At 62.6% G+C, this 25247-nt stretch carries 28 protein-coding genes and 1 riboswitch; of the genes, 17 read left to right on the top strand and 11 right to left on the bottom strand.

All coding sequences use genetic code 11. The features are described 5' to 3' along the window. Window positions 1–60: 60 nt before the first annotated feature. The 6 genes from ABEB22_RS03620 (at window position 61) to ABEB22_RS03645 (ending at window position 5048) form a co-directional block, all read left to right on the top strand. Window positions 61–561, top strand: a complete 501-nt coding sequence (locus ABEB22_RS03620; RefSeq protein ID WP_339114217.1) for a MarR family transcriptional regulator — start codon at window positions 61–63, stop codon at window positions 559–561. Continuing rightward, a complete protein-coding gene (locus tag ABEB22_RS03625; protein ID WP_339114216.1) occupies window positions 561–1274 on the top strand; it encodes a response regulator in 714 nt (237 codons plus the stop codon). Before ABEB22_RS03620 ends, ABEB22_RS03625 begins: the two co-directional genes overlap by 1 nt. 248 nt (window positions 1275–1522) lie before the next feature. Further along, a complete protein-coding gene (gene petA / locus ABEB22_RS03630; RefSeq protein ID WP_406870841.1) occupies window positions 1523–2083 on the top strand; it encodes a ubiquinol-cytochrome c reductase iron-sulfur subunit in 561 nt (186 codons plus the stop codon). A gap of 11 nt (window positions 2084–2094) precedes the next feature. Next, complete coding sequence (gene petB / locus ABEB22_RS03635; protein WP_406870842.1) at window positions 2095–3420, top strand: cytochrome b; 1326 nt, start codon at window positions 2095–2097, stop codon at window positions 3418–3420. Beyond that, window positions 3417–4229: a cytochrome c1 gene (locus tag ABEB22_RS03640; RefSeq protein WP_406870843.1), complete on the top strand. Its 813-nt coding sequence runs from the start codon at window positions 3417–3419 to the stop codon at window positions 4227–4229. The genes petB and ABEB22_RS03640 overlap by 4 nt, the downstream gene beginning before the upstream one ends. Window positions 4230–4301: 72 nt before the next feature. Further along, the gene (locus ABEB22_RS03645) at window positions 4302–5048 is read left to right on the top strand and encodes an NYN domain-containing protein (RefSeq protein WP_339114212.1); all 747 of its coding nucleotides are present in this window, start codon (window positions 4302–4304) and stop codon (window positions 5046–5048) included. On the opposite strand, the gene ABEB22_RS03650 is transcribed toward ABEB22_RS03645, so the two are convergent. Both ABEB22_RS03650 and aroC read right to left on the bottom strand, forming a co-directional pair. After that, window positions 5049–5708 (bottom strand): TetR/AcrR family transcriptional regulator, encoded by a 660-nt coding sequence (locus ABEB22_RS03650; protein ID WP_339114211.1) that lies wholly within the window; start codon window positions 5706–5708, stop codon window positions 5049–5051. It lies immediately after the preceding gene. A 242-nt stretch (window positions 5709–5950) separates the two neighbouring features. Next, complete coding sequence (gene aroC, locus ABEB22_RS03655; protein WP_406870844.1) at window positions 5951–7054, bottom strand: chorismate synthase; 1104 nt, start codon at window positions 7052–7054, stop codon at window positions 5951–5953. A 214-nt stretch (window positions 7055–7268) separates the two neighbouring features. Between aroC and ABEB22_RS03660 the strand changes: the two genes are divergently transcribed. From ABEB22_RS03660 to ABEB22_RS03675, 4 genes are all read left to right on the top strand, one after another. Beyond that, complete coding sequence (locus ABEB22_RS03660; protein ID WP_406870845.1) at window positions 7269–8600, top strand: dicarboxylate/amino acid:cation symporter; 1332 nt, start codon at window positions 7269–7271, stop codon at window positions 8598–8600. Window positions 8601–8666: 66 nt separating this feature from the next. Further along, window positions 8667–8768, top strand: a riboswitch (TPP riboswitch). 39 nt (window positions 8769–8807) lie between these two features. Next, window positions 8808–9794 carry a thiamine ABC transporter substrate binding subunit gene (gene thiB / locus ABEB22_RS03665; RefSeq protein ID WP_406870846.1) on the top strand — a complete coding sequence of 329 codons (987 nt, stop codon included), beginning with the start codon at window positions 8808–8810 and terminating at the stop codon, window positions 9792–9794. Then, on the top strand, window positions 9773–11308 hold the full coding sequence (locus tag ABEB22_RS03670) for a thiamine/thiamine pyrophosphate ABC transporter permease ThiP (protein WP_406870847.1): 1536 nt from the start codon (window positions 9773–9775) through the stop codon (window positions 11306–11308). The genes thiB and ABEB22_RS03670 overlap by 22 nt, the downstream gene beginning before the upstream one ends. Further along, window positions 11292–11987, top strand: coding sequence for an ATP-binding cassette domain-containing protein (locus tag ABEB22_RS03675; RefSeq protein WP_406870848.1), 696 nt, complete (start codon window positions 11292–11294; stop codon window positions 11985–11987). The genes ABEB22_RS03670 and ABEB22_RS03675 overlap by 17 nt, the downstream gene beginning before the upstream one ends. A gap of 99 nt (window positions 11988–12086) precedes the next feature. Here ABEB22_RS03675 and ABEB22_RS03680 read toward each other — a convergent pair whose 3' ends face one another. After that, window positions 12087–13217, bottom strand: a complete 1131-nt coding sequence (locus ABEB22_RS03680; protein ID WP_339114205.1) for an S-(hydroxymethyl)glutathione dehydrogenase/class III alcohol dehydrogenase — start codon at window positions 13215–13217, stop codon at window positions 12087–12089. A 73-nt stretch (window positions 13218–13290) separates the two neighbouring features. Here ABEB22_RS03680 and ABEB22_RS03685 point away from each other — a divergent pair, with 73 nt between their 5' ends. Both ABEB22_RS03685 and ABEB22_RS03690 read left to right on the top strand, forming a co-directional pair. Continuing rightward, entirely contained in the window at window positions 13291–13638 is a 348-nt protein-coding gene (locus ABEB22_RS03685) for a hypothetical protein (protein ID WP_339114204.1), read from the top strand. Next, window positions 13638–13925: an I78 family peptidase inhibitor gene (locus ABEB22_RS03690; RefSeq protein ID WP_350936355.1), complete on the top strand. Its 288-nt coding sequence runs from the start codon at window positions 13638–13640 to the stop codon at window positions 13923–13925. The genes ABEB22_RS03685 and ABEB22_RS03690 overlap by 1 nt, the downstream gene beginning before the upstream one ends. Window positions 13926–13961: 36 nt before the next feature. Here the strand turns inward: ABEB22_RS03690 and ABEB22_RS03695 are convergent, their stop codons facing one another. Further along, window positions 13962–14396 (bottom strand): cytochrome c, encoded by a 435-nt coding sequence (locus tag ABEB22_RS03695; RefSeq protein ID WP_339114202.1) that lies wholly within the window; start codon window positions 14394–14396, stop codon window positions 13962–13964. 387 nt (window positions 14397–14783) lie between these two features. Here ABEB22_RS03695 and ABEB22_RS03700 point away from each other — a divergent pair, with 387 nt between their 5' ends. Beyond that, on the top strand, window positions 14784–15122 hold the full coding sequence (locus tag ABEB22_RS03700; protein WP_339114201.1) for a DUF2794 domain-containing protein: 339 nt from the start codon (window positions 14784–14786) through the stop codon (window positions 15120–15122). A 1-nt stretch (window position 15123) separates the two neighbouring features. Here ABEB22_RS03700 and ABEB22_RS03705 read toward each other — a convergent pair whose 3' ends face one another. The 3 genes from ABEB22_RS03705 to ABEB22_RS03715 all read right to left on the bottom strand — a co-directional run bounded on the left by ABEB22_RS03705 (window position 15124) and on the right by ABEB22_RS03715 (window position 17869). Continuing rightward, complete coding sequence (locus ABEB22_RS03705) at window positions 15124–15981, bottom strand: C40 family peptidase (RefSeq protein WP_406870849.1); 858 nt, start codon at window positions 15979–15981, stop codon at window positions 15124–15126. Further along, a complete protein-coding gene (locus tag ABEB22_RS03710) occupies window positions 15978–17378 on the bottom strand; it encodes a leucyl aminopeptidase family protein (protein ID WP_406870850.1) in 1401 nt (466 codons plus the stop codon). Before ABEB22_RS03710 ends, ABEB22_RS03705 begins: the two co-directional genes overlap by 4 nt. Window positions 17379–17488: 110 nt before the next feature. After that, complete coding sequence (locus ABEB22_RS03715) at window positions 17489–17869, bottom strand: hypothetical protein (RefSeq protein WP_339114198.1); 381 nt, start codon at window positions 17867–17869, stop codon at window positions 17489–17491. Between the two features lie 245 nt (window positions 17870–18114). Here ABEB22_RS03715 and ABEB22_RS03720 point away from each other — a divergent pair, with 245 nt between their 5' ends. Further along, window positions 18115–18765, top strand: coding sequence for a carbonic anhydrase (locus ABEB22_RS03720; protein ID WP_350936364.1), 651 nt, complete (start codon window positions 18115–18117; stop codon window positions 18763–18765). 68 nt (window positions 18766–18833) lie between these two features. Next, a complete protein-coding gene (locus ABEB22_RS03725; RefSeq protein ID WP_406870851.1) occupies window positions 18834–19559 on the top strand; it encodes a hypothetical protein in 726 nt (241 codons plus the stop codon). On the opposite strand, the gene ABEB22_RS03730 is transcribed toward ABEB22_RS03725, so the two are convergent. From ABEB22_RS03730 to ABEB22_RS03745, 4 genes are all read right to left on the bottom strand, one after another. Then, entirely contained in the window at window positions 19516–21063 is a 1548-nt protein-coding gene (locus ABEB22_RS03730) for a DUF4139 domain-containing protein (protein ID WP_350936369.1), read from the bottom strand. The genes ABEB22_RS03725 and ABEB22_RS03730 overlap by 44 nt on opposite strands. Before the next feature lie 148 nt (window positions 21064–21211). Next, the gene (locus tag ABEB22_RS03735) at window positions 21212–22234 is read right to left on the bottom strand and encodes an aspartate-semialdehyde dehydrogenase (RefSeq protein ID WP_350936371.1); all 1023 of its coding nucleotides are present in this window, start codon (window positions 22232–22234) and stop codon (window positions 21212–21214) included. Window positions 22235–22309: 75 nt separating this feature from the next. Beyond that, window positions 22310–22924 (bottom strand): glycosyltransferase family 29 protein, encoded by a 615-nt coding sequence (locus ABEB22_RS03740; RefSeq protein WP_406870852.1) that lies wholly within the window; start codon window positions 22922–22924, stop codon window positions 22310–22312. Continuing rightward, window positions 22921–23946, bottom strand: a complete 1026-nt coding sequence (locus ABEB22_RS03745; protein ID WP_406870853.1) for a glycosyltransferase family 4 protein — start codon at window positions 23944–23946, stop codon at window positions 22921–22923. The genes ABEB22_RS03740 and ABEB22_RS03745 overlap by 4 nt, the downstream gene beginning before the upstream one ends. Before the next feature lie 147 nt (window positions 23947–24093). On the opposite strand from ABEB22_RS03745, the gene ABEB22_RS03750 reads away from it, so the two are divergent. Both ABEB22_RS03750 and modA read left to right on the top strand, forming a co-directional pair. Continuing rightward, a complete protein-coding gene (locus ABEB22_RS03750; protein WP_350936378.1) occupies window positions 24094–24438 on the top strand; it encodes a LysR family transcriptional regulator in 345 nt (114 codons plus the stop codon). Between the two features lie 65 nt (window positions 24439–24503). Then, window positions 24504–25244: a molybdate ABC transporter substrate-binding protein gene (modA, locus tag ABEB22_RS03755; protein ID WP_350936380.1), complete on the top strand. Its 741-nt coding sequence runs from the start codon at window positions 24504–24506 to the stop codon at window positions 25242–25244. Window positions 25245–25247: the final 3 nt, after the last annotated feature.

Here is a 25247-nt window from a genome sequence, read left to right on the forward strand (position 1 = left end):
CAATCCATCCTTGGAAAGTCAACATCGTTGACGTAAACTTGGTAAAAAATGAGGTGAGACATGGCGGAAATCGGATCACAGGGCGGCGAGACCCTTCTGTTTCTGACCGACGAGCAATTGCGCAAAGGGATCGAGGCGATGTTTTTCGCCTATCGGGCCTTCACATCCGACCCCGACCGGATTCTCGACAAGCATGGCTATGGCCGTGCCCATCACCGCGCGCTGCATTTCATCAACCGTCAGCCAGGGCTCACGGTGACGGCGCTGCTGTCGGTTCTGGGGGTGACGAAACAGTCGCTCAACCGCGTTCTGCGCACCCTGATCGAGGATGGGCTGGTCGACAACCGCGTGGGCCGCAAGGACAAGCGCGAGCGCCATCTGTATCTGACCAATACCGGCCTTGCGCTGGAGCGCGAGATCTCGGATGCACAGCGTGCGCGGATGCGTGCGGCCTACCGTCAGGCGGGGCCGCAGGCAGTGGCGGGCTTCCGTCAGGTGCTGGAGGCGATGATGGACCGCGAGCTGCAAGAGCAATACCAGACGATGAAAGACAACAGCTGATGGCCTATGATCCCGCAGCGCCCCATCTGCTGATCGTCGATGATGATGAGCGTATCCGCTCGCTCTTGCGCAAATTCCTGATGCGTAACGGTTTTATCGTTACTACCGCCCGCGATGCCGCCCATGCGCGCCGCCTGCTGGAGGGGCTCGAATTCAACCTGATCGTGCTCGATGTCATGATGCCCGGCGAGGACGGGATCAGCCTGACCATGGATCTGCACAAGACGCTGCGCACCCCGATCCTGCTACTGACCGCGCGTGGCGAGACCCGCGACCGGATCGAGGGGCTCGAGGCGGGGGCCGATGACTATCTGGCCAAGCCGTTCGAGCCGCGCGAGCTGCTGCTCAGAATCAATGCGATCCTGCGCCGTGTGCCCGCCGAGACCGTCTCGGGGCCGAAATTCCTGCATCTGGGCGATCTGCGCTATGATCAGGACCGGGGGGAGTTGTGGGATGGCGAGGAGATCGTCCGTCTGACCGCGACCGAGATGGCCCTGATGAAGATCTTTGCCGCCCGTCCGGGCGATGTAGTCTCGCGCACCGATCTGATCGAGGAACTGGCCCGCGACCGGCCCGCCTCCGACGAGGCAGCGGGCGACCGCGCCATCGATGTCCAGATCACCCGCCTGCGCCGCAAGCTGGAGCGCGACCCCAAGGAGCCGCGCTATCTGCAGACGGTGCGGGGTCTGGGCTATATGCTCAGCCCCGATTGAGACCTCTTCACATTGTCTTGACCTAAATCAAGGCAGGGCAAAGCCTTGCCTGTGTATCGGATGCTAGAGGCGGAACTTTATGTTCCCGTAAAAGGGCATCGGTCTGTCAGGCCGCTGGCCTGCATCCCGCCCGAAGGCAGAGGCCCGAGGCCGCGTCTCCCGCGCGGCAGAAGTCTTTGGCCTTTCGGTCGGACGGCAGGGCGGGCAAAAGACAGGCACGGCACAGTCTAGGCAAGGGAGAGGAACGCGTGTCCCACTCAGACGATCACAAAGGCACCCGTAGGGACTTCCTTTATTTTGCAACCGCAAGCACCGGCGCCGTCGCCGCAGGGGCGGCCGCTTGGCCTCTGATCAACCAGATGAACCCTTCGGCCGATGTTCAGGCGCTCTCGTCGATCTTCGTCGATATCTCGGGCGTCGAGCAGGGCACGCAGATTACCGTAAAATGGCGGGGCAAGCCCGTCTTCATCCGCCGCCGCACCGCCGCCGAGATCGAGGCGGGCCGCGCCGTGCCCATGAGCGATCTGATCGACACCTCCGCCGAGAACGCCAACAAGCCCGGTGCCGATGCCGAAGACCAGAACCGCACTCTGGACGAGGCGGGCGAGTGGCTGGTGATGATGGGTGTATGCACCCACTTGGGCTGCGTGCCGATCGGCAATGCCTCGGGCGATTTCGGCGGCTGGTACTGCCCCTGCCACGGCTCGCATTACGACACCGCAGGCCGCATCCGCAAAGGCCCTGCCCCGCGCAATCTCGACATTCCGGTGGCGAAATTCACCGATGATACCACCATTCAACTGGGCTGAGGGAGGAACCTATGTCCGGCATTCCCCATGATCGCTACACCCCCAAGACGGGGTTCGGCAAATGGATGCATTCGCGCCTTCCGGTGATCGGCCTCGTCTATGACACCATCATGATCCCCACCCCGAAAAACCTGAACTGGTGGTGGATCTGGGGCATCGTTCTGGCCTTCTGTCTGGTCTTGCAGATCGTGACCGGCATCGTGCTGGCCATGCATTATACGCCCCATGTCAGCCTCGCTTTCGCCTCCGTCGAGCACATCATGCGCGATGTGAATGGCGGCTATTTCATCCGCTACCTGCATGCCAATGGCGCCTCGCTCTTCTTCTTTGCGGTCTATCTCCATATCTTCCGCGGCCTCTATTACGGGTCGTATAAAGCGCCCCGCGAGGTGACTTGGATCATCGGCATGATCATCTATCTGTGCATGATGGGCACGGCCTTCATGGGCTATGTGCTGCCTTGGGGGCAGATGTCCTTCTGGGGTGCCACGGTGATCACCGGCCTGTTTGGCGCGATCCCCGGCATCGGGCCGTCCATTCAGGAATGGCTTCTGGGCGGACCTGCGGTCGATAACGCCACGCTCAATCGCTTCTTCTCGCTGCATTACCTTCTGCCCTTCGTGATTGCGGCGCTGGTCGCGCTGCATATCTGGGCCTTCCACACCACGGGCAATAACAACCCCACCGGTGTCGAGGTCCGCCGGACCTCCAAGGAAGAGGCGCAGAAAGACACCCTGCCCTTCTGGCCCTATTTCGTGATGAAGGACCTCTTCGCGCTGGCGCTGGTGCTGCTGATCTTCTTCGCCGTCGTGGCCTTCATGCCCAACTATCTGGGCCATCCCGACAACTATATCGAGGCGAACCCGCTGGCCACGCCCGCCCATATCGTGCCCGAATGGTATTTCCTGCCCTTCTACGCGATCCTGCGCGCCTTTACGGCAGATGTCTGGGTGGTGAACCTCGTCAACAAGATCACCTTCGGCTTCATCGATGCCAAATTCTTCGGTGTGATCGCGATGTTCGGCTCGATCATCGTAATGGTGCTGGCACCGTGGCTCGACACCTCCAAGACCCGCTCAGGCATGTTCCGTCCGGCCTTCAAGGTCTGGTTCTGGCTTCTGGCAATCGACTTCGTAGTCCTCACATGGGTCGGCGCGATGCCCACCAGCGGCATCTACCCCTATATCTCGCTGATCGGCGCGACCTACTGGTTTGCCTATTTCCTCGTGATCCTGCCGGTGCTGGGCCGTATCGAGAAAACAAAGCCCCTGCCCGCCACCATCGAGGATGATTTCAACGCCCATTACGGCCCCGACGCCGCGGAAAGGGGTCTGTGATGAAAACCCTTCTGATCTCTGCCATTGCCGCTCTCGGGCTGGGCTTTGCGGCCCATGCCAATGAAGGCGGCCATGTCACCGATATCCCCTTCAGCTTCGAGGGCCCTTTCGGCACCTATGACCAGCAACAGCTGCGCCGCGGCTTCCAGGTCTATCGCGAGGTCTGCTCGGCCTGCCACGGGCTGAAATATGTGGCGCTGCGCACGCTCTCGGACAAGGACGGACTGGCCATGAACCCCGATTGGGTCCGCGCCTATGCCGCCGAGATGTCGGTGACAGATGCCGAGACGGGCGAGGAGCGCGCGGGCAAGGAGACCGACCATTTCCCTGCCAACACCTCTGCCGGTGCGCCCGATCTGTCGCTGATGGCCAAATCGCGTGCGGGCTTCCACGGACCCTATGGCACGGGGATCGCGCAGCTTGTGCAGGGCATGGGGGGCCCCGAATATATCTATTCGCTCCTGACCGGCTATACCGGTGAGGAAACCGAAACGGCGGGCAATGTCCTCTACGAGAACCATATCTTCCCGACTGGCGCGCTGCAGATGCCGCCGCCGCTGATGGCGGATATGATCGACTACGAGGATGGCACCCCCGCCACGGTGGACCAGATGGCCCGCGATGTGTCGGCCTTCCTGATGTGGGCGGCAGAGCCCAAGCTGGTGGACCGCAAGCGATGGGGTTTTGTGGCGGTGCTGATCCTCTCGCTTCTGACGATCCTGCTCTATCTTGCCAATAAACGGCTCTGGGCGCCTTACAAGGACCGTTTCCGCGAGGATGATTACCGCGAGCATATACCGGAAGAATAAAGATGCGCGTCCCTCGGGGCGCGCATTTTCCTTTTGGCACGGATGCGATAGGGTAGGTCAAAAGAGGATGCCATGCCCGAGAACCAACGAACCGCCCGCCTGTGTGTCCTGATCGACGCCGATAACATGCCCGCCACCCATGCCGAGGCGATCTTCGAGGAGATCTCGGGGCTGGGTGAGGCCAGCGTCCGCCGTATCTATGGCGACTGGTCCGCCCAGCGTCTGGGCGGCTGGGCCAAGAAGGCCAATACGCTGGGCCTCGTGGCCGACCAGCAATTCGCCAATACCAAGGGCAAGAACGCCTCCGATATCGCGCTGGTGATCGCGGCGATGGATTTCCTGCATTCGGGACGGTTCGATGGCTTTGTGCTGGTCTCGTCCGATAGCGATTTCACCCGCCTTGCACAGCGAATCCGCGAACAGGGGCTCGATGTGTTCGGCATCGGCGAGAAAAAGACGCCCGAAGCCTTCCGCAATGCCTGCAAACGCTTCATCTATGTGGAGAATCTGGGCGAGACCACGCCCGAGCCGGAACAACCCGCAGACCCGCAGGCCGAGGCCGCGCCGCGCCCTGCCCGTCCCGAGAAACCGGGTGCCAAGGAGGCCATTCCGCTGGTGGCTGCCGCCATGAAACGGATCGGGCTGGAAGAGGAGTGGTATTCGCTAGGCCAGATCGGCCAGTTCATCATGCAGGCCAATCCCGATTTCGATACCCGCACCTATGGCGCGGCAAAGCTGTCGGATCTCCTGCGCCAGACGGGGCGCTTCGAGGTGAAAAAGGGCGAGGGCAACAGCCTGCAGGTGCGCGATCGCGCCTGATTACGTCTCGCGGCACCGGCAAGCGGTGCCGTAGCGGGCGAGAAACATCTCGACCGCCTCTTTGATCGTGCGCTGCCGGCCTGCTTCCGAGATCGCCTCGGGGCAGCCGAATACGATCTTGGCATGGAGATTGGCTTTGCACAGTTCCAGAAACTGCTCTGCTGCAAAGTCGAAATCCTCTATCGCCAGCTCGCCCCGCTCGACCCCGCGGCGCATCAGCCCCGCCAGCTTTTCGCACACGACGACATGACCGGTTTCATAAAACCGCCGCCCGACCTCGGGGAAACGGTCCGCCTCGGCAACGCAGACGCGGAAGATATCGCGGCCGAAATCGGAAAACATATAGGCGGTCAACTCCTCCGCTGCACTGGTCAGGACATCGCGGATCGGCGCATCCATCGCCTCTACAGGAGACATGGAGGCTTGTGCCTGCATCGCGCATTCCTGCTGGGCAAACACAAGAAAGAGCAGCCGTTTGTCCGACACGTAACTATAAAGCGTCGCCTTGGAGACGCCCGCCTCGCGCGCGATGTCATCGACCGAAGCCCCCTCGAACCCGTCGCGCAGGAACACCTTGCGCGCGCCTTCCAGCACCTGATCGAACTTGCGTCCGCGGCGGATACATGCGTCCTTAGCTGGCGCTTTACAGGAATTCGACATGGGACACCCTTTTTCCGTCAATATAGACAGAACGGTTTAGAGGGGAAAGGGGATCCATGTGCAAGGTTACTTTCCGTGCACATCCGCAAGACAGACACGAATCGCATGCAGATTCGCCCTGCTTGCGGATAACCGCCTTCTTCTGTGGCACATCCGGTCAGTCGGCCACCCGAAACAGCATGCTCTGCAGCACCTAAAGCCTCGGTTCGCGCGAACCGAGGCGCCCGCGTCCCGGGCAAATGCTAGCGGCCGATCCGACCGCGCAGGCCACCGGTCTGACCGCGATCCATCAGCAGATGGTCGAGAATGACGCACGCGGCCATCGCCTCGGCCACCGGCACCGCGCGGATGCCCACGCAGGGGTCATGGCGGCCTTTGGTCACCACTTCCACGGCCTCGCCATCAAGGTTGATAGACTGGCGCGGTGTCAGGATCGACGAGGTCGGCTTGACCGAGAAGCGCACGATAACCGGCTGTCCGGTGGTGATCCCGCCAAGGATACCGCCCGCATGGTTGGTCAGATATTCCGGCCCGTTCTCGCCCATCACGATCTCGTCGGCATTCTCGATACCGGTCAGATTGGCCGCGTCCATGCCCTCGCCGATCTCGACGCCCTTCACGGCGTTGATCGACATCATCGCCGCTGCCAGATCGGTGTCCATCTTGGCATAGATCGGCGCGCCGAGCCCTGCAGGCACGCCCGTGGCCGTAACCTCGATCTTGGCACCGACCGAGGAATGCTGCTTGCGGATCGCCTGCAGGTAATCCGCCCATTCATCGACCACATCCGCATCGGGGATGAAGAAGGGATTCTTCAGGATCTGGGTCTCGTCGAAACGGGCGCGGTTGATGTGCTTCACCCCCATCTGCACCATGTATCCGGTGATCTTCAGCTCGGGCACCAGCTGGCGCAGCACGGCCTGCGCCACACCGCCTGCCGCGACCCGTGCCGCCGTCTCGCGCGCCGAAGAACGTCCGCCGCCGCGGTAATCACGGATGCCGTATTTCTGGAAATAGGCCAGATCGGCGTGACCGGGACGGAACTGGCGCGCGATCTCGCCATAATCCTTGGAGCGCTGGTCGGTATTCTCGATCATCAGCTGGATCGGTGTGCCGGTGGTTTTCCCCTCGAAAACGCCCGAAAGGATGCGCACGGCATCGGCTTCCTTGCGCTGGGTGGTCTCTTTCGACTGCCCCGGACGGCGACGGTCGAGAAAGACCTGAATGAATTCTTCCGAAATCTCGATACCCGGGGGGCAGCCATCGACGGTGGCCCCGAGCGCGGGACCGTGGCTCTCGCCCCAAGTGGTGACGCGGAACAGATGTCCGAAAGTATTATACGACATGGGGCAGCTCCCTGATTACGCGCCAGATCCGGTTTGGGGGCATCAAAGCCCGATTCCAGCCTGCATAAAAGGCTGGCACCGATGTAGCAACTGCTTCCCCTCTAGGCAATCTGTGCGTTACCCCGCATGATAGGCAGGCTCACGGGTCACTCGGCGCTCGCGGAACGGGAGCCGCGCGCCACACTGGACCCATCACAACAGGGAGATCAGGCGCATGGCCAGCAAACGCATGTCGCTGACGACACAGATTATGACCGCTATGGGAGCGGGCATCGTATTGGGTGTGATTTTCAACCAGATCGGCTCGGATTTTATCTCGACCTATATTACCGGCGGCCTTCTGGCGATGATCGGCAAGATGTTCGTCAATGCGCTGAAGATGCTTGTCGTGCCTCTGGTGTTCTTCTCGCTGATCTGCGGGGTCACGGGGATCGGCGATATCCGCGTGCTGGGCCGCGTGGGGGGCAAGAGTTTCGGGCTCTATATCATGACCACCGCCATCGCGATCGCCATCGCGATCCTCATCGCCAAACTCGTGGGGCCGGGCAACGGGTTCACCATGGAGGGCGTGGACACGTCGGGCGTCACCGCCAAGGAAGCCCCCTCGGTCTGGGATGTATTCGCAGGGATCGTGCCGACCAATCCGGTGCAGGCCTTCGCCAGCGGCGAGATGCTGCAGATCATCTTCTATACGATCATCCTTGGCGTGGCCGTCCTCATGCTGGGCGAGAAATCCAAGGCCTTCGTCGCGGGTTGTGAATATATGAACGAGGTGATGATGAAGATCGTCTCCATCGTCATGGCCTTCGCCCCCATCGGCGTTTTCTGCCTGATCACCAAAACCTTCGCCGAACAGGGGATCGACCTGTTCCTGCCGGTGCTGACCTATGTGTTGACCCTGACGGGGGCGCTGTTCCTGCATCTGTTTGTCACGCTGATGATCATCCTCAAGGTCTTCTCGGGGCTTAATCCCATCACCTTCATGAAGAAGATCCGCCCCGCGCAGATCTTCGCCTTCTCGACCGCCTCCTCCAATGCCACCATCCCCGTGACGCTACGCTGCGTGACGGAACGCATGGGCGCCAAGAACTCGGTCGCCTCCTTCTGCATTCCCTTCGGCGCCACCATCAACATGGACGGCACCGCGATCATGCAGGGGGTGGCCACGGTGTTCCTTGCCAATGTCTATGGCATCGATCTGGGGCTCGGCGGCTATCTGACGGTGATCGCCATGGCCGTTCTGGCCTCCATCGGCACCGCCGGTGTGCCGGGTGTGGGTCTGGTGATGCTGACCATGGTGCTGGGTCAGGTCGGCCTGCCGATCGAGGGCATCGCGCTGATCTTGGGCGTCGACCGCCTGATGGATATGATCCGCACTGCGGTGAACATCACAGGTGATGCTGTGGTCACCACAATCGTGGCCAAGACCGAGGGGCAGCTGGATATGGCGACCTACGAGAACCCGCTTGCCGGCACCGCCGATGACGATCTGGGCATCGACCCCGCCGCCGAGGCAGAGCTGGCCGAATACGCCCGCCCGCACTGACACCGCGGCACGGGGGGCGCGCCCGCGACACCTTGTCTGAGAACGCGCCCCGTGCAATATATCTGGCCCATAACCTCGGGGTGCCGGTGATCCGGCTGAGATGCCTTTGGCGAACCCGTCGAACCTGAACCGGTTAGCACCGGCGGAGGGAAGGTCACGGGACGCACCCATTGCGCCCTCCTTTCCTGCGGATCTGGAGGAGCACAGATGAGAAGATCCCTTATTGGCTTGGCCTTTCTGGCAGGCATGGCAACCACCGCACAGGCCGAGGACACACCCGTCCTGACCGTCTATGCGCCCGATTATTTCACCTCGGAATGGGGCCCCGGCCCGCAGATCGAAAAAGGCTTCGAGGCGCAATGCGGCTGCGATCTGCAATTCGTGGCGGGCGATGTGCTCTCGCGCATCATGCTGGAGGGCAAGAACACCAAGGCGGATGTGGTGATCGGGCTCAATACCGACCAGACCGCCCGCGCCCGCAAGACCGGCCTCTTTGCGCCCTCGAACGAGGATAATTCGCGCCTGACCCTGCCGATCAAATGGACCGATGATACCTTCGTCCCCTTCAACTGGTCGGAAACCGCCTTCATCTACGACAAGACCAAGCTGAAGACCCCGCCGAAATCATTCGATGATCTGCTCAACGCCCCCGATGATCTGAAAATCGCCATTCAGGACCCGCGCTCCTCCGTGTCGGGGCTCGCGCTGCTGCTATGGGTGAAGGCCGTCTATGGCGATAAGGCCCCCGAGGCTTGGGCCAAGCTGAAGCCCAAGGTGCTGACCGTGACGCCCGGCTGGTCGGAGAGCTATGGTCTCTTTACCGATGGCGAGGTGGATATGGTGCTGAGCTACACCACCTCCCCCGCCTATCACATCATCGCCGAGAATGATGATACCAAGGCCGCCGCCATCTTCCCCGAGGGCCATTATTTCATGGCCGAGCTGGTGGCCCAGCTGAAAAGCTCGAAACATCCCGAACTGGCGCAGGATTTCATGGATTATGTGCTCTCGGATGATTTCCAGGGAATGATCGCCACCGCGAACTGGTCCTATCCCGCCATCATCAAGGACGGCTTCCTGCCCAAGGAATTCGCGGACCTGCCCCGCCCTGCAAAGACCATCTTCTACAGCGAAGACGAGGCCGAGGCCCTGCGCCAGCCCGCGCTTGACGAATGGCTCGCCGCCTTCCGCTGATCGCCCTTTGCGCGGCTCTGGTGCCAGTGCTTCTGGTGCTCGGGCCAATCCTTGCGACCGCCCTCCATGGGGGCGGTCTCACTGCTTTGCGCGGATCGGACCTGCAAGCGCTCTGGTTCACCCTCTGGCAGGCGGCGCTCTCGGCGCTGATCTCCTGTGCGCTGGCCGTGCCGCTGGCGCGGGCGCTGGCGCGACGGCGGTTTGTCGGGCGCACTGTGCTGATCACCGCGCTCGGCGCGCCCTTCATCCTGCCGGTGATCGCGGCCATTCTGGGGCTGCTGGCGGTCTTCGGCCGCAGCGGGCTCCTCAATCAGGCGCTCGGAGGGATTGGCCTGCCCACGCTCACCATCTATGGCCCGCATGGGGTCATTCTGGCCCATGTGTTCTTCAACCTGCCGCTTGCGACCCGCATGGTGCTGCAGGGCTGGCAATCGATCCCCGCCGAGCGCCTGCGCCTTGCCGCCACGCTCGATTTCGACGGGGCCGCGATGTGGCGCCATCTCGAACGCCCGATGCTGCGCGCCACCCTGCCCGGCGCGTTCGTGGCGATCTTCCTCGTCTGTCTGGGCAGTTTTGCGGTGGCACTGACTTTGGGCGGTGGCCCCTCGGCCACGACGGTCGAACTGGCCATCTATCAGGCTTTCCGTTTCGACTATGACACAGGCCGCGCCGCCAGCCTCGCGCTGGTGCAGGTGGCCCTGTGCCTGATGGCCGTGGGCATAGGGGCAAAGCTCTCGGCCCCCGCGGCCTTCGGCGCAGGGCTCGACCGGCCCGCCCTCTTCGCCCCCTCGACCCGGCTGGCGCAATGGGCCGATGCGGCCATCATCGCGGCCTCGGCCCTGTTCCTTCTCCTGCCCATCGCGCTGATCCTCTGGCGCGGGCTGCCCGCGCTGGCCACGATGCCGCCCATGGTCTGGCAGGCCGCGCTGACCTCGCTCACCATCGCGCTGGGGTCCACGGCACTGACGCTGACGCTCGCAATGACGCTCGCCCTTCACGCACCACGCCACCGCTGGACGGAAGGTGCTGCCATGCTGCCGCTTGCGGCCTCCGGTCTGGTGCTGGGCACGGGGCTGTTCCTGATGATCCAGCCCTTTGCCGCCCCCACCAGCCTCCTGATCCCCGTCACGCTGGTGGTCAACGCAACCCTGTCGCTGCCTTTCGTCACACGCCTCCTCCTGCCCGAGATCCACGCGCTTCAGGCCGATTACGACCGACTCGCCACATCGCTCGATATGGGCGGCGCAGCCAAGCTGCGGTTCCTTACCCTGCCGCGCCTCGCCCGCCCTCTGGGCTTTTCGGCGGGGCTTGCCTGTGCTTTCTCGATGGGGGATCTCGGCGTGATCACGCTGTTTTCCGATGGCCAGACCCGCACCCTGCCCTTGGCCATCTTCCAGCTGATGGGCAGCTACCGCCTCGATCAGGCCGCCGCCGCCGCGACCCTGCTTCTTACCCTCACCTTCGGGCTTTTCGCCCTTTTCGACCGGATCGGACATCATGCTGGCCCTCGATAACATCACCCTGCATCAGGACGACTGGAGCCTGTGCGCCGACCTCACCATCGGGGCAGGCCAGCATACGGCGCTGATCGGACCGTCGGGGGCGGGCAAATCCACCCTGCTGGCCGCCATCGCGGGGCTATTCCCTCTCGAAAGCGGGCGTATCCTCTGGCAGGGGCAGGATCTGGTCGCCCAGCCCACGGGCAAACGCCCGCTCTCGATCCTCTTTCAGGACCAGAACCTCTTTCCCCATCTCACCATCGCGCAAAATCTCGGTCTCGGCATCTCCCCGCGGCTGAACCTCTCGGCCGCAGACCGGGCGCGGATCGAAACCGTGCTCGAGGCCACGGGGCTTGCGGGGCTCGGTCCGCGCAGGCCCGCCGAGCTGTCAGGCGGCCAGCAAAGCCGCGCAGCGCTGGCCCGTGCACTCTTGCGCAACCGCCCGCTCCTGCTGCTCGACGAGGCCTTCTCGGCCTTGGGTCCTGCCCTGAAATCCGAAATGCTGGCCCTGACCCGCACCCTTGCGGCAGAGCACCGCTTCACCCTTCTTATGGTTACCCATGACCCCGAGGATGCCAAAGCGATCTGCCCGCAGACCATCCTTGTGGCCGATGGCCGCGCCGAAGCCCCGCAAGACACGGGCGCGCTGCTGGCCGACCCTCCTGCCGCCTTGCGCGCCTATCTGGGCGGCTGATCCTTCCAGCGTCCCCAAAATATCCTCAGGGGGTGAATTTGCGTGAAACGCAAAGAGGGGGCGCGAGCGCCCCCTCCCCGTCTGCCAGATAGACCGGCGTCAATATTTCACGACCGCGCGGATCGATTTGCCCTCATGCATCAGGTCGAAGCCGTGATTGATCTCCTCGAGCGCCAGCTCATGGGTGATCATCGGATCGATCTCGATCTTGCCATCCATATACCAGTCGACGAATTTCGGGACATCGGTCCGGCCCTTGGCGCCCCCGAAGGCGGTGCCCTTCCAGACGCGGCCCGTGACCAGCTGGAACGGACGGGTCGAGATCTCGGCGCCTGCCGGTGCCACGCCGATGATCACCGACACCCCCCAGCCGCGATGCGAGCATTCCAGAGCATCACGCATGACCTTCACGTTGCCCGTCGCATCGAAGGAGTAATCCACGCCGCCGATCTGGTCATCGCCCTTCTTGGTGAGGTTCACGATCTCTTGCACCACGCTGCCTTCGATCTTCGAGGGGTTCACGAAATGGGTCATGCCGAATTTCTTCGCCATCTCGGCTTTGTCGTCATTCAGATCGACACCGATGATCATATCGGCCCCGGCCATCCGCAGACCCTGAATGACGTTCAGACCGATCCCGCCCAAGCCAAATACCGCCGCGGTCGAGCCGATCTCGACGCCCGCGGTATTGATCACGGCACCGATGCCGGTGGTCACGCCGCAGCCGATATAGCAGATCTTCTCGAAAGGCGCGTCCTCACGCACCTTGGCCAGCGCGATCTCGGGCATCACGGTGTGGTTGGCGAAGGTCGAGCAGCCCATATAGTGATAGATCGGCGTGCCATCGAGCATATGGAAGCGCGTGGTGCCATCGGGCATCAGGCCCTGACCCTGGGTGTTGCGGATCGCGGTGCACAGGTTGGTCTTGCCCGAGCGGCAGGAGGGGCATTCACGGCATTCGGGCGTGTAGAGCGGGATCACATGATCGCCGGGTTTCAGCGTGGTGACACCCTCGCCCACCTCGATCACGACCCCTGCACCCTCATGGCCGAGAATCGACGGGAAAAGCCCCTCGGGGTCCGCGCCCGACAGCGTGAAGGCATCCGTGTGACAAAGCCCCGTGGCCTTGATTTCGATCAGCACCTCGCCCTTCTTCGGAGCGTCGAGTTCGACCTCCATGATTTCCAAGGGCTTACCTGCTTCTAGTGCAACTGCAGCACGGGTTCTCATCGGACTTCTCCGTCATATGGAATTTTGTCCGAACCTGAGGCACAATGCGATCAAACACAAGCAAGAGAGCGACATGTTGACCCGAGTTTACGCCTTCGCAGCCATTGCCCTACTGGCTGCCTGCCAGCCTTCGCAGCAAGAGCTGGCCCCGACCCCCATTCTGCCCGAATCAGCACAAGCGATGATTGGCGCAGCCGATACCGCAGACGGCCTGAACGAGCGCGAGCCCGACCTGTGCGGAGCCAAGGAATATTCCTATATTCTGGGCCAGCCCGAAAGCGCCATCGCCGGCCTGCCGCTGGGCGACAAGAAATATCGCGTCGTCCGCTGGCGCGGGGTCGAGGACCAGATCTACCAGCCCCACCGGATAGTGTTCCGCCTCGACGAGATGGGCAATGTCTATAACGTGGATTGCGGCTGATGCGCCGCAATACCCTCTGGGGGATCGCAGGGCTTCTGGCGCTGACGGCCTGTCAGAGCCCCGCGCCACAGCCAGAGGCGCCCGGTGATCTGCCGCCCGCGCAATGCGGGGCGGACCGGTTGCAGGACCGCATCGGTGCGCCGCTTGCGCGCTTCGATCAGGCCGACTGGCCTGAATCGCACCGCGTCGAGGCTCCCGGCAGTCTGCAGACGATGGATTTCCGTCCCGAGCGGCTAAGGATCCAAACGGATGCGGCGGGCACCATCACCGCACTGCTTTGCGGCTAGAAAAGCGGCCCCGGACCTCCGGGGCCGTTTCGCGTTTCAGTCCTTGAATTCCTTGTGGCAGGCCGCACAGGCGCCGCCTACGGCTTTCATGCCCGCCTGCACGCCCGCGAGGCTGGACGTATCCATATCGGCGGCGGCCATCTCCAGATCCTTGGCGTGCGAGGTAAATTCCTCCCAATTGTCCCAAATACCGGATTTGGCATCCGATTCGGGATCCTCGGCCTTAGTCTTGAACAGCTCCGGCAGCTTCTTGGCCTCTTCCTGCATCGCCTGCGCGGCCGAGCCCGCGATATCGGCATTGAAATCGGATTTCTTCTTGGCCATGTCCCCGAGGATATTGCTGGACTGGCGCAGCTCGTGCATGCCGTCCTGCCACGCTTTCACGGTGGGGTCGGCCGCATCGGCATTGGCAATCGCAACCGATCCGATCACTGTAAGAATGGCGACAGGGGCTTTGATGTAATGGTGCATATCCGCTCCTTTGCTGAAATCCCGTGAGATCAAGATAGCTCACCCCTGCGCGAGGGCGACATCACAATCGGTCCATCACCCACGCAAAAGCTGAGAGCTTTCATCGCATCCGGTGTCATCGCTATGGGGAAAACTGCTCCGGCATCGCCGACTGGGTGGGGGCTGTTGCGTGCGACACCGGAGCAGAGCGTTTGCTTTCGCTATCGCTATTTCTGACAGCAGATCAGGGCGGCATGTGGGGAGGATTAAGGTCATTTCACGTTTGGATCACGGCTAAACCGTGAATTGATTAAGGCCGTTTAGGGCCTGTTCACGATGCTGTTCGCAGCTCGCGTTCCTTTTGGCGTGACGATTGCGTAAAATTCAAACTAGTGGCAGGCTGGGTCCATGACAGTGCAGAATATGCCGCCTCTTCCGGGAGGCACGCCCCAAATCGCCTTTGACCGCCGCGAGCTTTCGGTGATCCTGTCCGTCTACGGGCGCATGGTCGCCGCGGGCGAATGGCGCGATTACGGGATGAGCTTCCTCAGGGATGTCGCGATTTTCTCGGTGTTCCGGCGGGCGGCGGAATTTCCGATCTACCGGATAGAGAAACGTCCCGCCCTGCGCAACAAACAGGGGATGTATTCGGTTATCGGGATGGACGGGCGGATCCTCAAGCGCGGTCACGACCTTGCGCAGGTGCTGCAAGTGCTTGAGCGCAAGCTGATCCGCCCGATCGACTGAATTACAGGCGCCGCTTGCGCCCGAGATAGGCCCCCTCGCCCGCAGCTTCGATCCGCGCCATCGTCTCCCGGATCGGCTCGTGGCTTACCGCCATCGCATGGCCGTTGGCATGGACCAGCTGCGTCTCGCTCACCGCCATCGCCACATGCCCCTTCCAGAAGAGCAGATCGCCACGCTGGATCGGAGTCTCGTCCAGAAGCTCCTGACCGAAGCTTTTCCATTGCAGGTCGCTATCGCCCGGACAGGCAATCCCGCAGCCCGCAAACGCCGCCTGCACCAACCCCGAACAATCGATCCCGTCATAACCGTTGCCGCCCCAGAGATAGGGCGCCCCCAGCAGGCGCTCGGCCACAGTGGCAGGGTCGCTTTCCGGTTGGTCCAGCGGGCGCAGATGCGGTCGGGGCACGAACCCCTCCTCGGTCACCGCAAACGGTCCCTCCTCGCGCAGAACCGTCAGCGTCGCCCCCATCGACAGCGCCATGACCTCGCCACGCTTGATGGAGGCCTCGCAATAGATATGGGTCGCGGGCGCCCGCACGATATGGGTGGCGGCCCTGGCCTCCCCCAGAGCAGGCAGCCCGACCCAGCCGCAATAGCCATCGGCCTCGGCCTGCACGAAGGCCCAACCGGCACGCTCGTCGACCACGGTCACCGAAGCTCCGAACAGAAGCTGCCGGTCGCGCGCGCCCTCGGGCGCATCGCACAGATCGACCACCGGCACGACCACCCGCGCGGGCCGCCCGTCGGTAAAGCTGATCGCCTCGACCTCCCCCGTAAGGCTGCGCAGGGCGACCGATCCCGAATAGGGCGTCAGCCGCCGGTCACGCCCCGCCAGCGGGTCACATCCGGCAGGGGTCATGCGCCGAGCCCCAGCACATCCGGCAAGCTGGCCAGAATGGCGCGCGCGCCCTGACCCACCCCGCCCTTCGGACGGCCCGGCATCGCGGAGGGCTGCCAGCCATAGATATCGAAATGGGCAAACCGCTCGGTTTCGGTCACGAAGCGCCGCAGGAATAGCGCCGCCGTGATCGAGCCTGCCATGCCGCCTGCGGGCGCATTGTCGATATCGGCGATCCCCGGTTCGATCTTCTCCTCGTAGGGTTCCCAGAACGGCATCCGCCAAAGCGGATCGGCGACCTGCTTGGCCGCTCCCGCCAGTGCCGCGGCCAGCGCCTCGTCATCGGTATAGAAGGGCGGCACATCCGGCCCCAGCGCCACACGGGCCGCACCGGTCAGCGTGGCCATGCACAGGATCAGATCGGGGCTTTCCTCATCGGCATAGGCCAGCGCATCGGCCAGAACCAGACGCCCCTCGGCATCGGTATTATTGATCTCGACCGTCAGCCCCTTGCGGGAGGTATAGATATCCTGCGGACGGAACGCATCCCCCGACACCGCATTCTCGACCGCAGGCACCAGCACCCGCAAGCGCAGCGGCAGTTTCAGCGCCATAATCATATGCGCAAGCCCCAGCACGGTGGCCGCGCCGCCCATATCCTTCTTCATCAACCCCATCGAGCTACCGGGTTTGAGGTTCAGACCACCGGTATCAAAGCAGACGCCCTTGCCGACAAGCGTCAGCTCCGGCCCCTCGCTGCCCCAGCGCATTTCCACCAGACGCGGCGCGCGCGGACTGGCCTGACCTACCGTGTAGACGAGCGGGAACCCCTTCTCGAGAAGCTTCTCGCCCACGATGGAGTTGATCTCGGCACCGTGGCAATCGGCGAGATCCTTGATCGCGCGCTCGAGCTCGGCTGGCCCCATATCATTGGCGGGCGTGTTGATCAGATCACGGGTCAGCGCCTCGCCTGCGGCAATCGCCTCGAGGCGCGCCGCATCCACCCCTGCGGGACAGACGAGCCGCGCCTTGGGAACCGGGGCTTTGGCATAGAGATCATAGGCATAGCTCGCCAGAAGCCAGCCGAGGGCCGCCTCTTCCAGCTGGTCCTCCGCAAGCCCCGTGATGGACCAGACCCCTTCGGGCAGCGCATGAGCGGCGCGCGCCAGAGGGAACCGGCTACGGGCCCGCGTGGCATTACTGCCCCAACCAAAGAGCGCCGCAGCGATACCGCCCTCTGCGGAGGGCAGCACACAGACCTGCCCCAGCGCCCCGCTGAAACCCTGCGCCCTGGCCCAAGCGGCCTGTGCCGGCGTCAGCGCCTCGGGCAGCGGCCCTTCGGTCACATAAAGCGGCAATGGCGCATCGGCTGTGGCAAAACGCATGGCAGGGCGGTCGGGCAAGATAGGCAAGGACATCTGACTTTCCGGATCATTTGAGTTGATCCCTAGCCTAGTCTGCTGCACGCCACCCGCAAGGGGTAGCCCGCATGCACCACCACCCGATCACGCGGCTTTGCGAAAGCATCTCAGATGCTCATATCTTCCAGATCCCAGACCTCGCTCAGGGAGCGGTCACCGATCCGCATCAGCCGCGACAGGACAGCCCGCGTGGCCACCATATCCTTCCGGCGCATACAGTCGCGCAGATCGCGCGTGACCTGTTCGAGCTTGGTCATCCCCACCTGACGAGCCAGCGGAATCAGCGCGGTCACGGCCTCGTCGAAGGCGTCCAGCTCGTTTTTCTGGACAGCAGCATCAATCGCGACCATGTGCATCGCGAGATCCTCGATTGCGCTGGCCATCAACCGTTCTGCCGCCTGCTGTCCCAACTGGGCATAGAGCGCGACGATCCGGGCCTGTTCAATCCGCACCGACTCATTGCAGCGCAACTTCATAACATTTGCCAAACTGGCACCCTCCGCATTGCGTCGGGTCACATCGTAACGGCCATGCAAACACACGCATGGCTCCCATGACCCCTTCACGGCAGGTAAAGCCTGCCCCCAACGACCCCCACGGTCGCGTTCACCTTGGCGCATAGGTCTCAAGAAATGATTTCATAAATAGGAAAAACTCTGCCTAATTACGGGAATTTTGCTCGAACTCCGGTTTTTTCAGGTCTAAGTAGGTGCAAATCATATAGGGGATGATCATGAGGGAACGTGTAAAACTGTTGCCGCCTACACTGGTTCAACGCTTCCACGGCTGGAAAGCCACCACCTATTCCGAGAATTCGGTCTGGTACAAGAAGCTCGCGGACGAGGGTCAGCGCCCGCGTGCGATGGTGATCTCGTGCTGTGATTCGCGCGTGCATGTCACCTCGATCTTCGGCGCGGATTCGGGCGAGTTCTTCATCCACCGCAATATCGCCAATCTCGTGCCGCCCTACGAGCTCGATGGCGAACATCACGGCACCTCGGCGGCGGTAGAATATGCCGTGCAGGCGCTCAAAGTCTCGCATCTGATCGTGCTGGGTCACTCCAAATGCGGCGGTGTCGCAGGCTGCAATTCCATGTGCACGGGGCATGCCCCCGAACTCGAGGAGAAGACCTCCTTCGTCGGCGCGTGGCTGAACCTGCTGCGTCCGGGTTTCGAGCGGGTCAAGGATCTGCCCGAAGAGGAACGAATCACGGCGCTCGAAAAGGAAGCCGTCATGGTCAGCCTCGAGAACCTGATGACGTTCCCCTTCGTCACCTCGGCCGTCGAATCGGGTCAGATGACGCTGCACGGACTGTGGCATGACATCGGCAGCGGCAATCTGTGCCAATACAACCCCAACACGAATGGCTTCGAGAACGTTTGAAGCGATTTTAATAAAAAAGACTAAGCGCGCTTAACTCGCGATTAAGGATAGGGATGCAATCTGGCGACATGACCCAGATTGCATCACACCTCGTCACCCTTCGCCTGCCCGCCGAGATGATCCGTCAGATCGAACTCTCTGCGCGCGCTCAGGCTAAAGCCCCCGCGGATATCATCCGTGGCGCGCTCTTGGCTTCTCTTTCGCAAGAGGCCGCATCAGTGACCGAACGCCTGCGCAAGCAGGCGTCGCTTACCCAGTGTTTTGATCTTGCAGACGGTTGGCTCGACCTTCAGGCGCAATTGCGCAGTCTGGGCTATGTGTTACGTCATGATGGCGAAGGCCGCGTGGCACTGCATGAGTTCCCGTCCAACGATTTCCTGTGCACGCTTCATGACATTGGCCAGAATCAGGGCGAGCTGACGCGCCGCTACCAGTCGCCCTTCCCCGGCCTGGTGCCGGAAAAGGCGCCGGAGCCTGTTGCCGCAACGGTGAAGGCGCCCCTGCAAAAGGCCGCAGCACCCATGCCGGAGATCGAGACGGAGGCGGCCGAGCCCGTATCTGCGCCTGCAACCGAAACCGTGGAAGAGGACGAAAGCCACGCTCTGGTCTTCCATTCTCTGCGCAAGAAACCTCGCGCAGAGATTGAAAAGCCTAAACTGGTCTCCGTGCCAGAAGCCCCCCCGAAATCATCTGTCGATGAGCTCAGGGAGGTTCTGAGCGGCGCCATGTTCCGCTCGCGGCGTAAACCGGTCAGCGAAGAACCTGATCTTCTGGCCACTCGAATCGCGTCGTGACCGTGATCTCCCGACTTGCCTTCGCGGGCAAGTCGAACCGCCAGCCAAGCACTCCCGTCCGGTCATCGAGATCGGTTTCAGAAGGCGCAGGCTCCGCCGTCCAGTCGATCTTGAGATCGTCCTGCTCGGAATAGGGGACCTGCCCCACGACCCGCAGCGGCCAGTCCTGACCGGTATGGTTCTCGACCGTCATCCGCGTGATCTCCTCGCGCGCGTTCCGGCGCGAGATGACACCCCGATCACCGGTCTGGCGGGTGACGTCATTCGAGAGCGTGACGCCATCGAGCGCGCCGAAGCCTGTGGTGATCTTCTCACCCGGCATCGTCATCGGCAGATCACTCTGCCCCACCAGCGCACCATCGACATAGAGCGTGGCCCGACCCGGCAGAATCGGCTCCTCGCCGTTATTCGTCGCCTCCGCGACCAGATAGGCGGTCTCGTCACGCGAGGGTACGGCCTCGGCCCAGATATCGGAGGCGAGGCGCTCATCCTGCATCCGCAGACGCAGGGCCTCGGCGCCGTCACGGATATCCACCGCCTCGGGCAGGTGATAGACCAGAGACACCCCTTCCATCTGCGGATCGAGCTGGTCGCTCTTCAGCATCGCGGCACTTTCCGCCATCGGCGCAGCCGCCCCCATCGAGCGCAGGACAGGCCCTTCAGTGCCGATCTGTCGCAAATCCGGCCAGAGTTCGGTCGGATCCATCCGGTCATTCGGACGCGCTGTCGAAAGCGTCAGGTCGACACCGCTCCAGTCCTCGCCGCTGGATTGATGCACCGAAACGAGCCGCGTCAGATCGATCTGCTTCGCCTCGCGATCAAGCCGCATATCATAAACCGGCGCCCAGCCCGCATCCTCGACAAAGCTCGTGAGCGTCAGCACGCCTTCGCCGGTTGCGGTCGCCTCCAGATGCTTCTCGGTCTGTGATTTTGCCTCCAGATCAGAGAGATCGGCTCTGGCTTCTGCCAGCGCGCGACGGTCGGGATCGAGCGCCGCTTCGGCCTGACGGGCGCGGGCCTGCGCCTCGACCGCATTGCGGCGCGCCACCAGCGCCCGTGCCTCGATTTGCTCGCCCAGATCCAGCGCCTGTTGGGCATCCCCCTGCGGGTTCAGCCCCCGCAGATAGGCCACCCGATCCAGCGCGGCCTCGGCCTCGGCCTGCAGCAGCTTGACCCCGTCTTCCTTCTGCGCCAACGCCTCGGTCAGCTGCGTGACCCGCACCCGCGCCTCGCCAAGCGCCGGACTATCGGCACCGTTGCCGGCCACCAGACGCACCCCGCTCAGGCGCGCCTGATCCGCCGAAATACTCAAACGGTCCAGTGTCATGCTCTGCGGCAGACCGGCAATCACCACCTGCCCCGCGCCTTGCGGAATACGCACCTGCCGGACCACTTCCGCGCCTTGCGGATAAAGCGTCACAGCGCTCACCTTGCCATAAAGCACATCCTGCGCCCATACCGCCTGCGGCAGAGCCACGACCATTCCGGCCATCATCAATCGCATGTGTTTCCCTCCCTCACTATACGGTGAAACGTGGGGGGCAAGGCACCGCCTGGCAAGTCCGCGGCCTGCCTGACCGATGACGTTTCCGTCAGAATGCAGAACGCCCGGGGTTTCCCCCGGGCGCTCTGACACCTCAATCGAAGCTGGGTCAGCCTTTCTTCAGGCAGCGTTTACCCAGCGTTTCGGCGATCTGAACGGCATTGAGCGCCGCACCCTTACGCAGGTTATCGGACACGCACCATAGGTTCAGACCGTTCTCGATCGTGCTGTCCTGACGGATGCGCGAGATGAAGGTCGCGTAATCGCCCACGCATTCCACGGGCGTGACATAGCCGCCATCCTCGCGCTTATCGACCACCAGAATACCGGGGGCCTCGCGCAGGATGTCACGGGCTTCATCCTCGTCGAGGAATTCCTCGAACTCGATATTCAGCGATTCCGAGTGGCCCACGAAGACCGGCACACGCACGCAGGTTGCAGTAACCTTGATCGACGGATCGACGATCTTCTTGGTCTCGGCGACCATCTTCCACTCTTCCTTGGTCGAACCGTCTTCCATGAAGACGTCGATATGCGGAATCACGTTGAAGGCGATCTGCTTGGTGAATTTCTTCGGCTCTTTTTCCTGACCGGGGACGTAGAGGCCCTTGGTCTGGTCCCACAGCTCGTCGATGCCTTCCTTGCCCGAGCCGGACACCGACTGGTAGGTCGAGACGACAACGCGCTTGATCTTGGCGCGGTCATGCAGCGGCTTGAGCGCCACGACCATCTGTGCAGTCGAGCAATTCGGGTTCGCGATGATGTTCTTCTTGGTGTAGCCGTCAACCGCCTCGGGGTTCACTTCCGGCACGACCAGCGGGATCTCCGGATCATAGCGGTAGAGCGAGGAGTTATCGATGACAACACAACCGGCTTTCGCCGCGATCGGCGCATATTGCTTGGTTGCATCCGAGCCGATGGCGAAGAGCGCAATGTCATAACCCGAGAAGTCGAACCCCTCGATGTCCTTACATTTGAGTGTCTTGTCGCCATAGCTGACTTCAGTACCAAGGCTCCGGCGCGACGCCAGAGCAACAACCTCATCGGCAGGGAACTCGCGCTCGGCGAGAATATTCAGCATTTCGCGGCCCACATTACCCGTGGCGCCAGCAACGACGACTTTATAGCCCAATTTAGGCCCTCCTTGTATCTCGGACGAGGTGCGACATAGCCCGAACGCCTGTAAATTTAAAGGGTTTTCGCGAAATTAGCGGCGAATAAGGCGGTTATCTTGCGCCATCAGCCCTGCCACAAAATCCGCCTCGGAGGTAAAATCATGCGGCACATCGTGGGCCGTCCGGCGGCCCGAAAGCGACAAAGACGCAAAGAAATCAAATCCGTAGAGCGTGAGCCCCGCCAATTCCGAACGCAGGAGAAGATCGATCATCATCGCCCCCGTCGTCGGTTGTGCGCCAAGCCGGCTTTGCAGATCCGCATAATCGGCCTGCGGGTGCAGATAGAACCCGTCGCTTGTGGCGGTCGTCCAGTCCAGCCTCTTGCGCTTGTGGCTCATCCACAGATACCGCCCCGCCCCGATCCGCGCGCGGTCCTGCGGGGCCAGTCGCACCGCCAGCGCCAGCCAGTCGGTCCGTGTGCCGTGGCTTTCCGCCTGCGGCATCGGGGCGCGATTGATCCGCACCACCACGTCATGCGCATCGATAGCCGCGCCGTGGTTGTTTTCGGCCAGCGAGCGCGCATTCCCGACCAGCGCCACGGATTTCCCCGCAAGCGCCCCCAGCAGTCCGCTCTGCGGCACGGACATGGCGGCAAGCGGCCCCTCCTGCCGCAGCAACCGCGCCAGATAGAACCCCGCCCGTGTCATGCCAGCAGGTCCCGATAGACCTCGATCAGCGCATCAGCCTCATCATCGATCTGGAAGCGCTCTTCCACATTGCGCCGCGCCGCCTCGCCTGCCGCAGCCATCGCCTGAGGATCATCGAGATAGGCCGCCACAGCCTCGGCCATGCCCGCCACATCGCCCGGATCGACGAGTTTGCCGCTCTCGGGCGTCACGATCTCCTCGAAGGCGCCCACGCGAGTCGCCACCACCGGCACATGGCAGGCCATGGCCTCAATCGGCGTCAGGCCGAAACCTTCCCAGCGCTGCGGCGCGACATACAGATCCAGCACCCGATACCAGTCGGCCATGCTATCGACCGAGACCTCGGGCATGAACAGGATGCGGTGCTCCAGCCCCGCCTGCCCGACCTTGCGCTTCAGTTTGGTCAGGAACTCCGAATGCCCCTCGGTCGCACGCCCCATCACCAGCGCCGACACCTTGGGCCGCGACGGAAGAACCTCGATCATCGCATCGACAAAGGCGTCGGTGCCCTTCTGATGGCGCACCCGCCCGTAACAGCCGATCACCACACCTCTGGGCAGGTTCATCGAGGCGCGCAAGGCCGTGCGGTTTTCGGCGCGGTCAAAGCCCGAGATATCGATCCCGTGATGGATCACCCGATTCGGCACGCTCAGATACTCCGCCGTGCGCGCCGAGGTAGCCACGACCGCATCCATCCGGCCGATCAGCCACTTGGTATAGCCCGAATGTTTCCGCTGGCTGGCCGAGGTGAACAGCAGCTTCAGATCCATGAAACACAGATATTTCAGAGCCAGCCCCAGCAACATCTCCACATTACGCCGCGCATGCCAGACGCGGCGACGGCGGCTCAGGAATGGCACACGCCACAGGGGCACATGCGGGAGGGTATCGGGCAGGCCCGGCCCCGTTGTCACTATCCCGATCTTGCGCGCCTGCGCGGGCACAAGCCGCACAATAGTGGCCGTCACACCGGACAAACGGCGCTTGAGGTTCGGGGCGATAACATCGATCTCTTTATCCATGCTTTCTCTTAACCTGTCCCGCGCCTATTGTCTTTGGCGAATTGCTGCATGAAAAACCGCAATTAACGGGCCGTGACGGCCCTTGCCGGAAACTGTCTTTCCGGACGGGGCCTCCTGCAAGCCTGCCGTAACGAAAGGACTACCCCGATGTCGCTCAACCGTCTGGCTTTGCGCCTTTACTGGGATCCGGTGATGATGGGGCCAGGCAAGGCCGACCTCCTGCAGGCCATCACCGAGGAAGGCTCGATCTCGGCAGCAGGGCGGCGCATGGGGATGAGCTATCGCCGCGCATGGGCGCTGGTCGAGGAACTTAACGCGGGCTTCCGCGAGCCGCTGGTGCTCTCTGCGCGGGGCGGAGCCAAGGGTGGCGGAGCGCAACTCAGCCCCACCGGCGAGGAGGTGTTGCGCCTGTATCGCCAGATCGAGACCCGTCTGCGCGAGACCTGCGCCGAAGATATCGCCCGGATCGAGGCTCTGACCAAGGGTCACTGACAACCGCATACTGGACCTGTCTGCCGAAAGGGTTATGTTTGTCGAAACATAACGGAGACCCGAACATGCGCGCCCTTCCCCTTCTGGCCCTCGTGGCTTGCCTCACCCCTATGGCCGCCTCGGCAGAGCCGGTCATTTTTGCCGCTGCCTCGATGAAGACCGCGCTCGACGAGATCGCGCGGGATTGGGCCGAGGATCATGATCCGGTGACCATTTCCTATGCCGGCTCCTCCAAACTCGCCCGCCAGATCGAGGCAGGGGCGCCTGCCGATATGTTTATCTCCGCCTCGACCGACTGGATGGATCAGGTCGAGACATCCGGCACTATCAAGGATGGCAGCCGCCATGACCTTCTGGGCAACGCTTTGGTCCTGGTGGCCCATGACAATGTGAAGACCGCCCCGCAAGACCTGCCCGAAGCCTTGGGCAAGGACGGGTTTCTGGCGATGGCGCTGGTCGATAGCGTGCCTGCGGGCATCTATGGCAAACAGGCGCTGACCCATCTGGGGCTTTGGGACCAGCTCTCCTCCCATGTGGCGCAGGCCGATAACGTGCGCGCGGCGCTCGCGCTGGTGGCCACGGGCGAGAGCCCTTATGGCGTGGTCTATGCCACCGATGCCCATGCCGAAAAGCGCGTCCATATCGCCGCTACCTTTCCCGAAGACAGCCATGATGCCATCACCTATCCGGTGGCCCTGCTGACCACCGGCTCGGATACCGAGGGTGCCAAGGCATTCCTCGATTATCTGAGCAGCCCCACCGCCGTCGGCGTCTTCGAGGCGCAGGGCTTTAGCGTCAAACACTGACAC

Origin of the sequence: Thioclava sp. 'Guangxiensis', from assembly GCF_045348365.1 — a bacterium.
GTDB lineage: Bacteria > Pseudomonadota > Alphaproteobacteria > Rhodobacterales > Rhodobacteraceae > Thioclava > Thioclava kandeliae.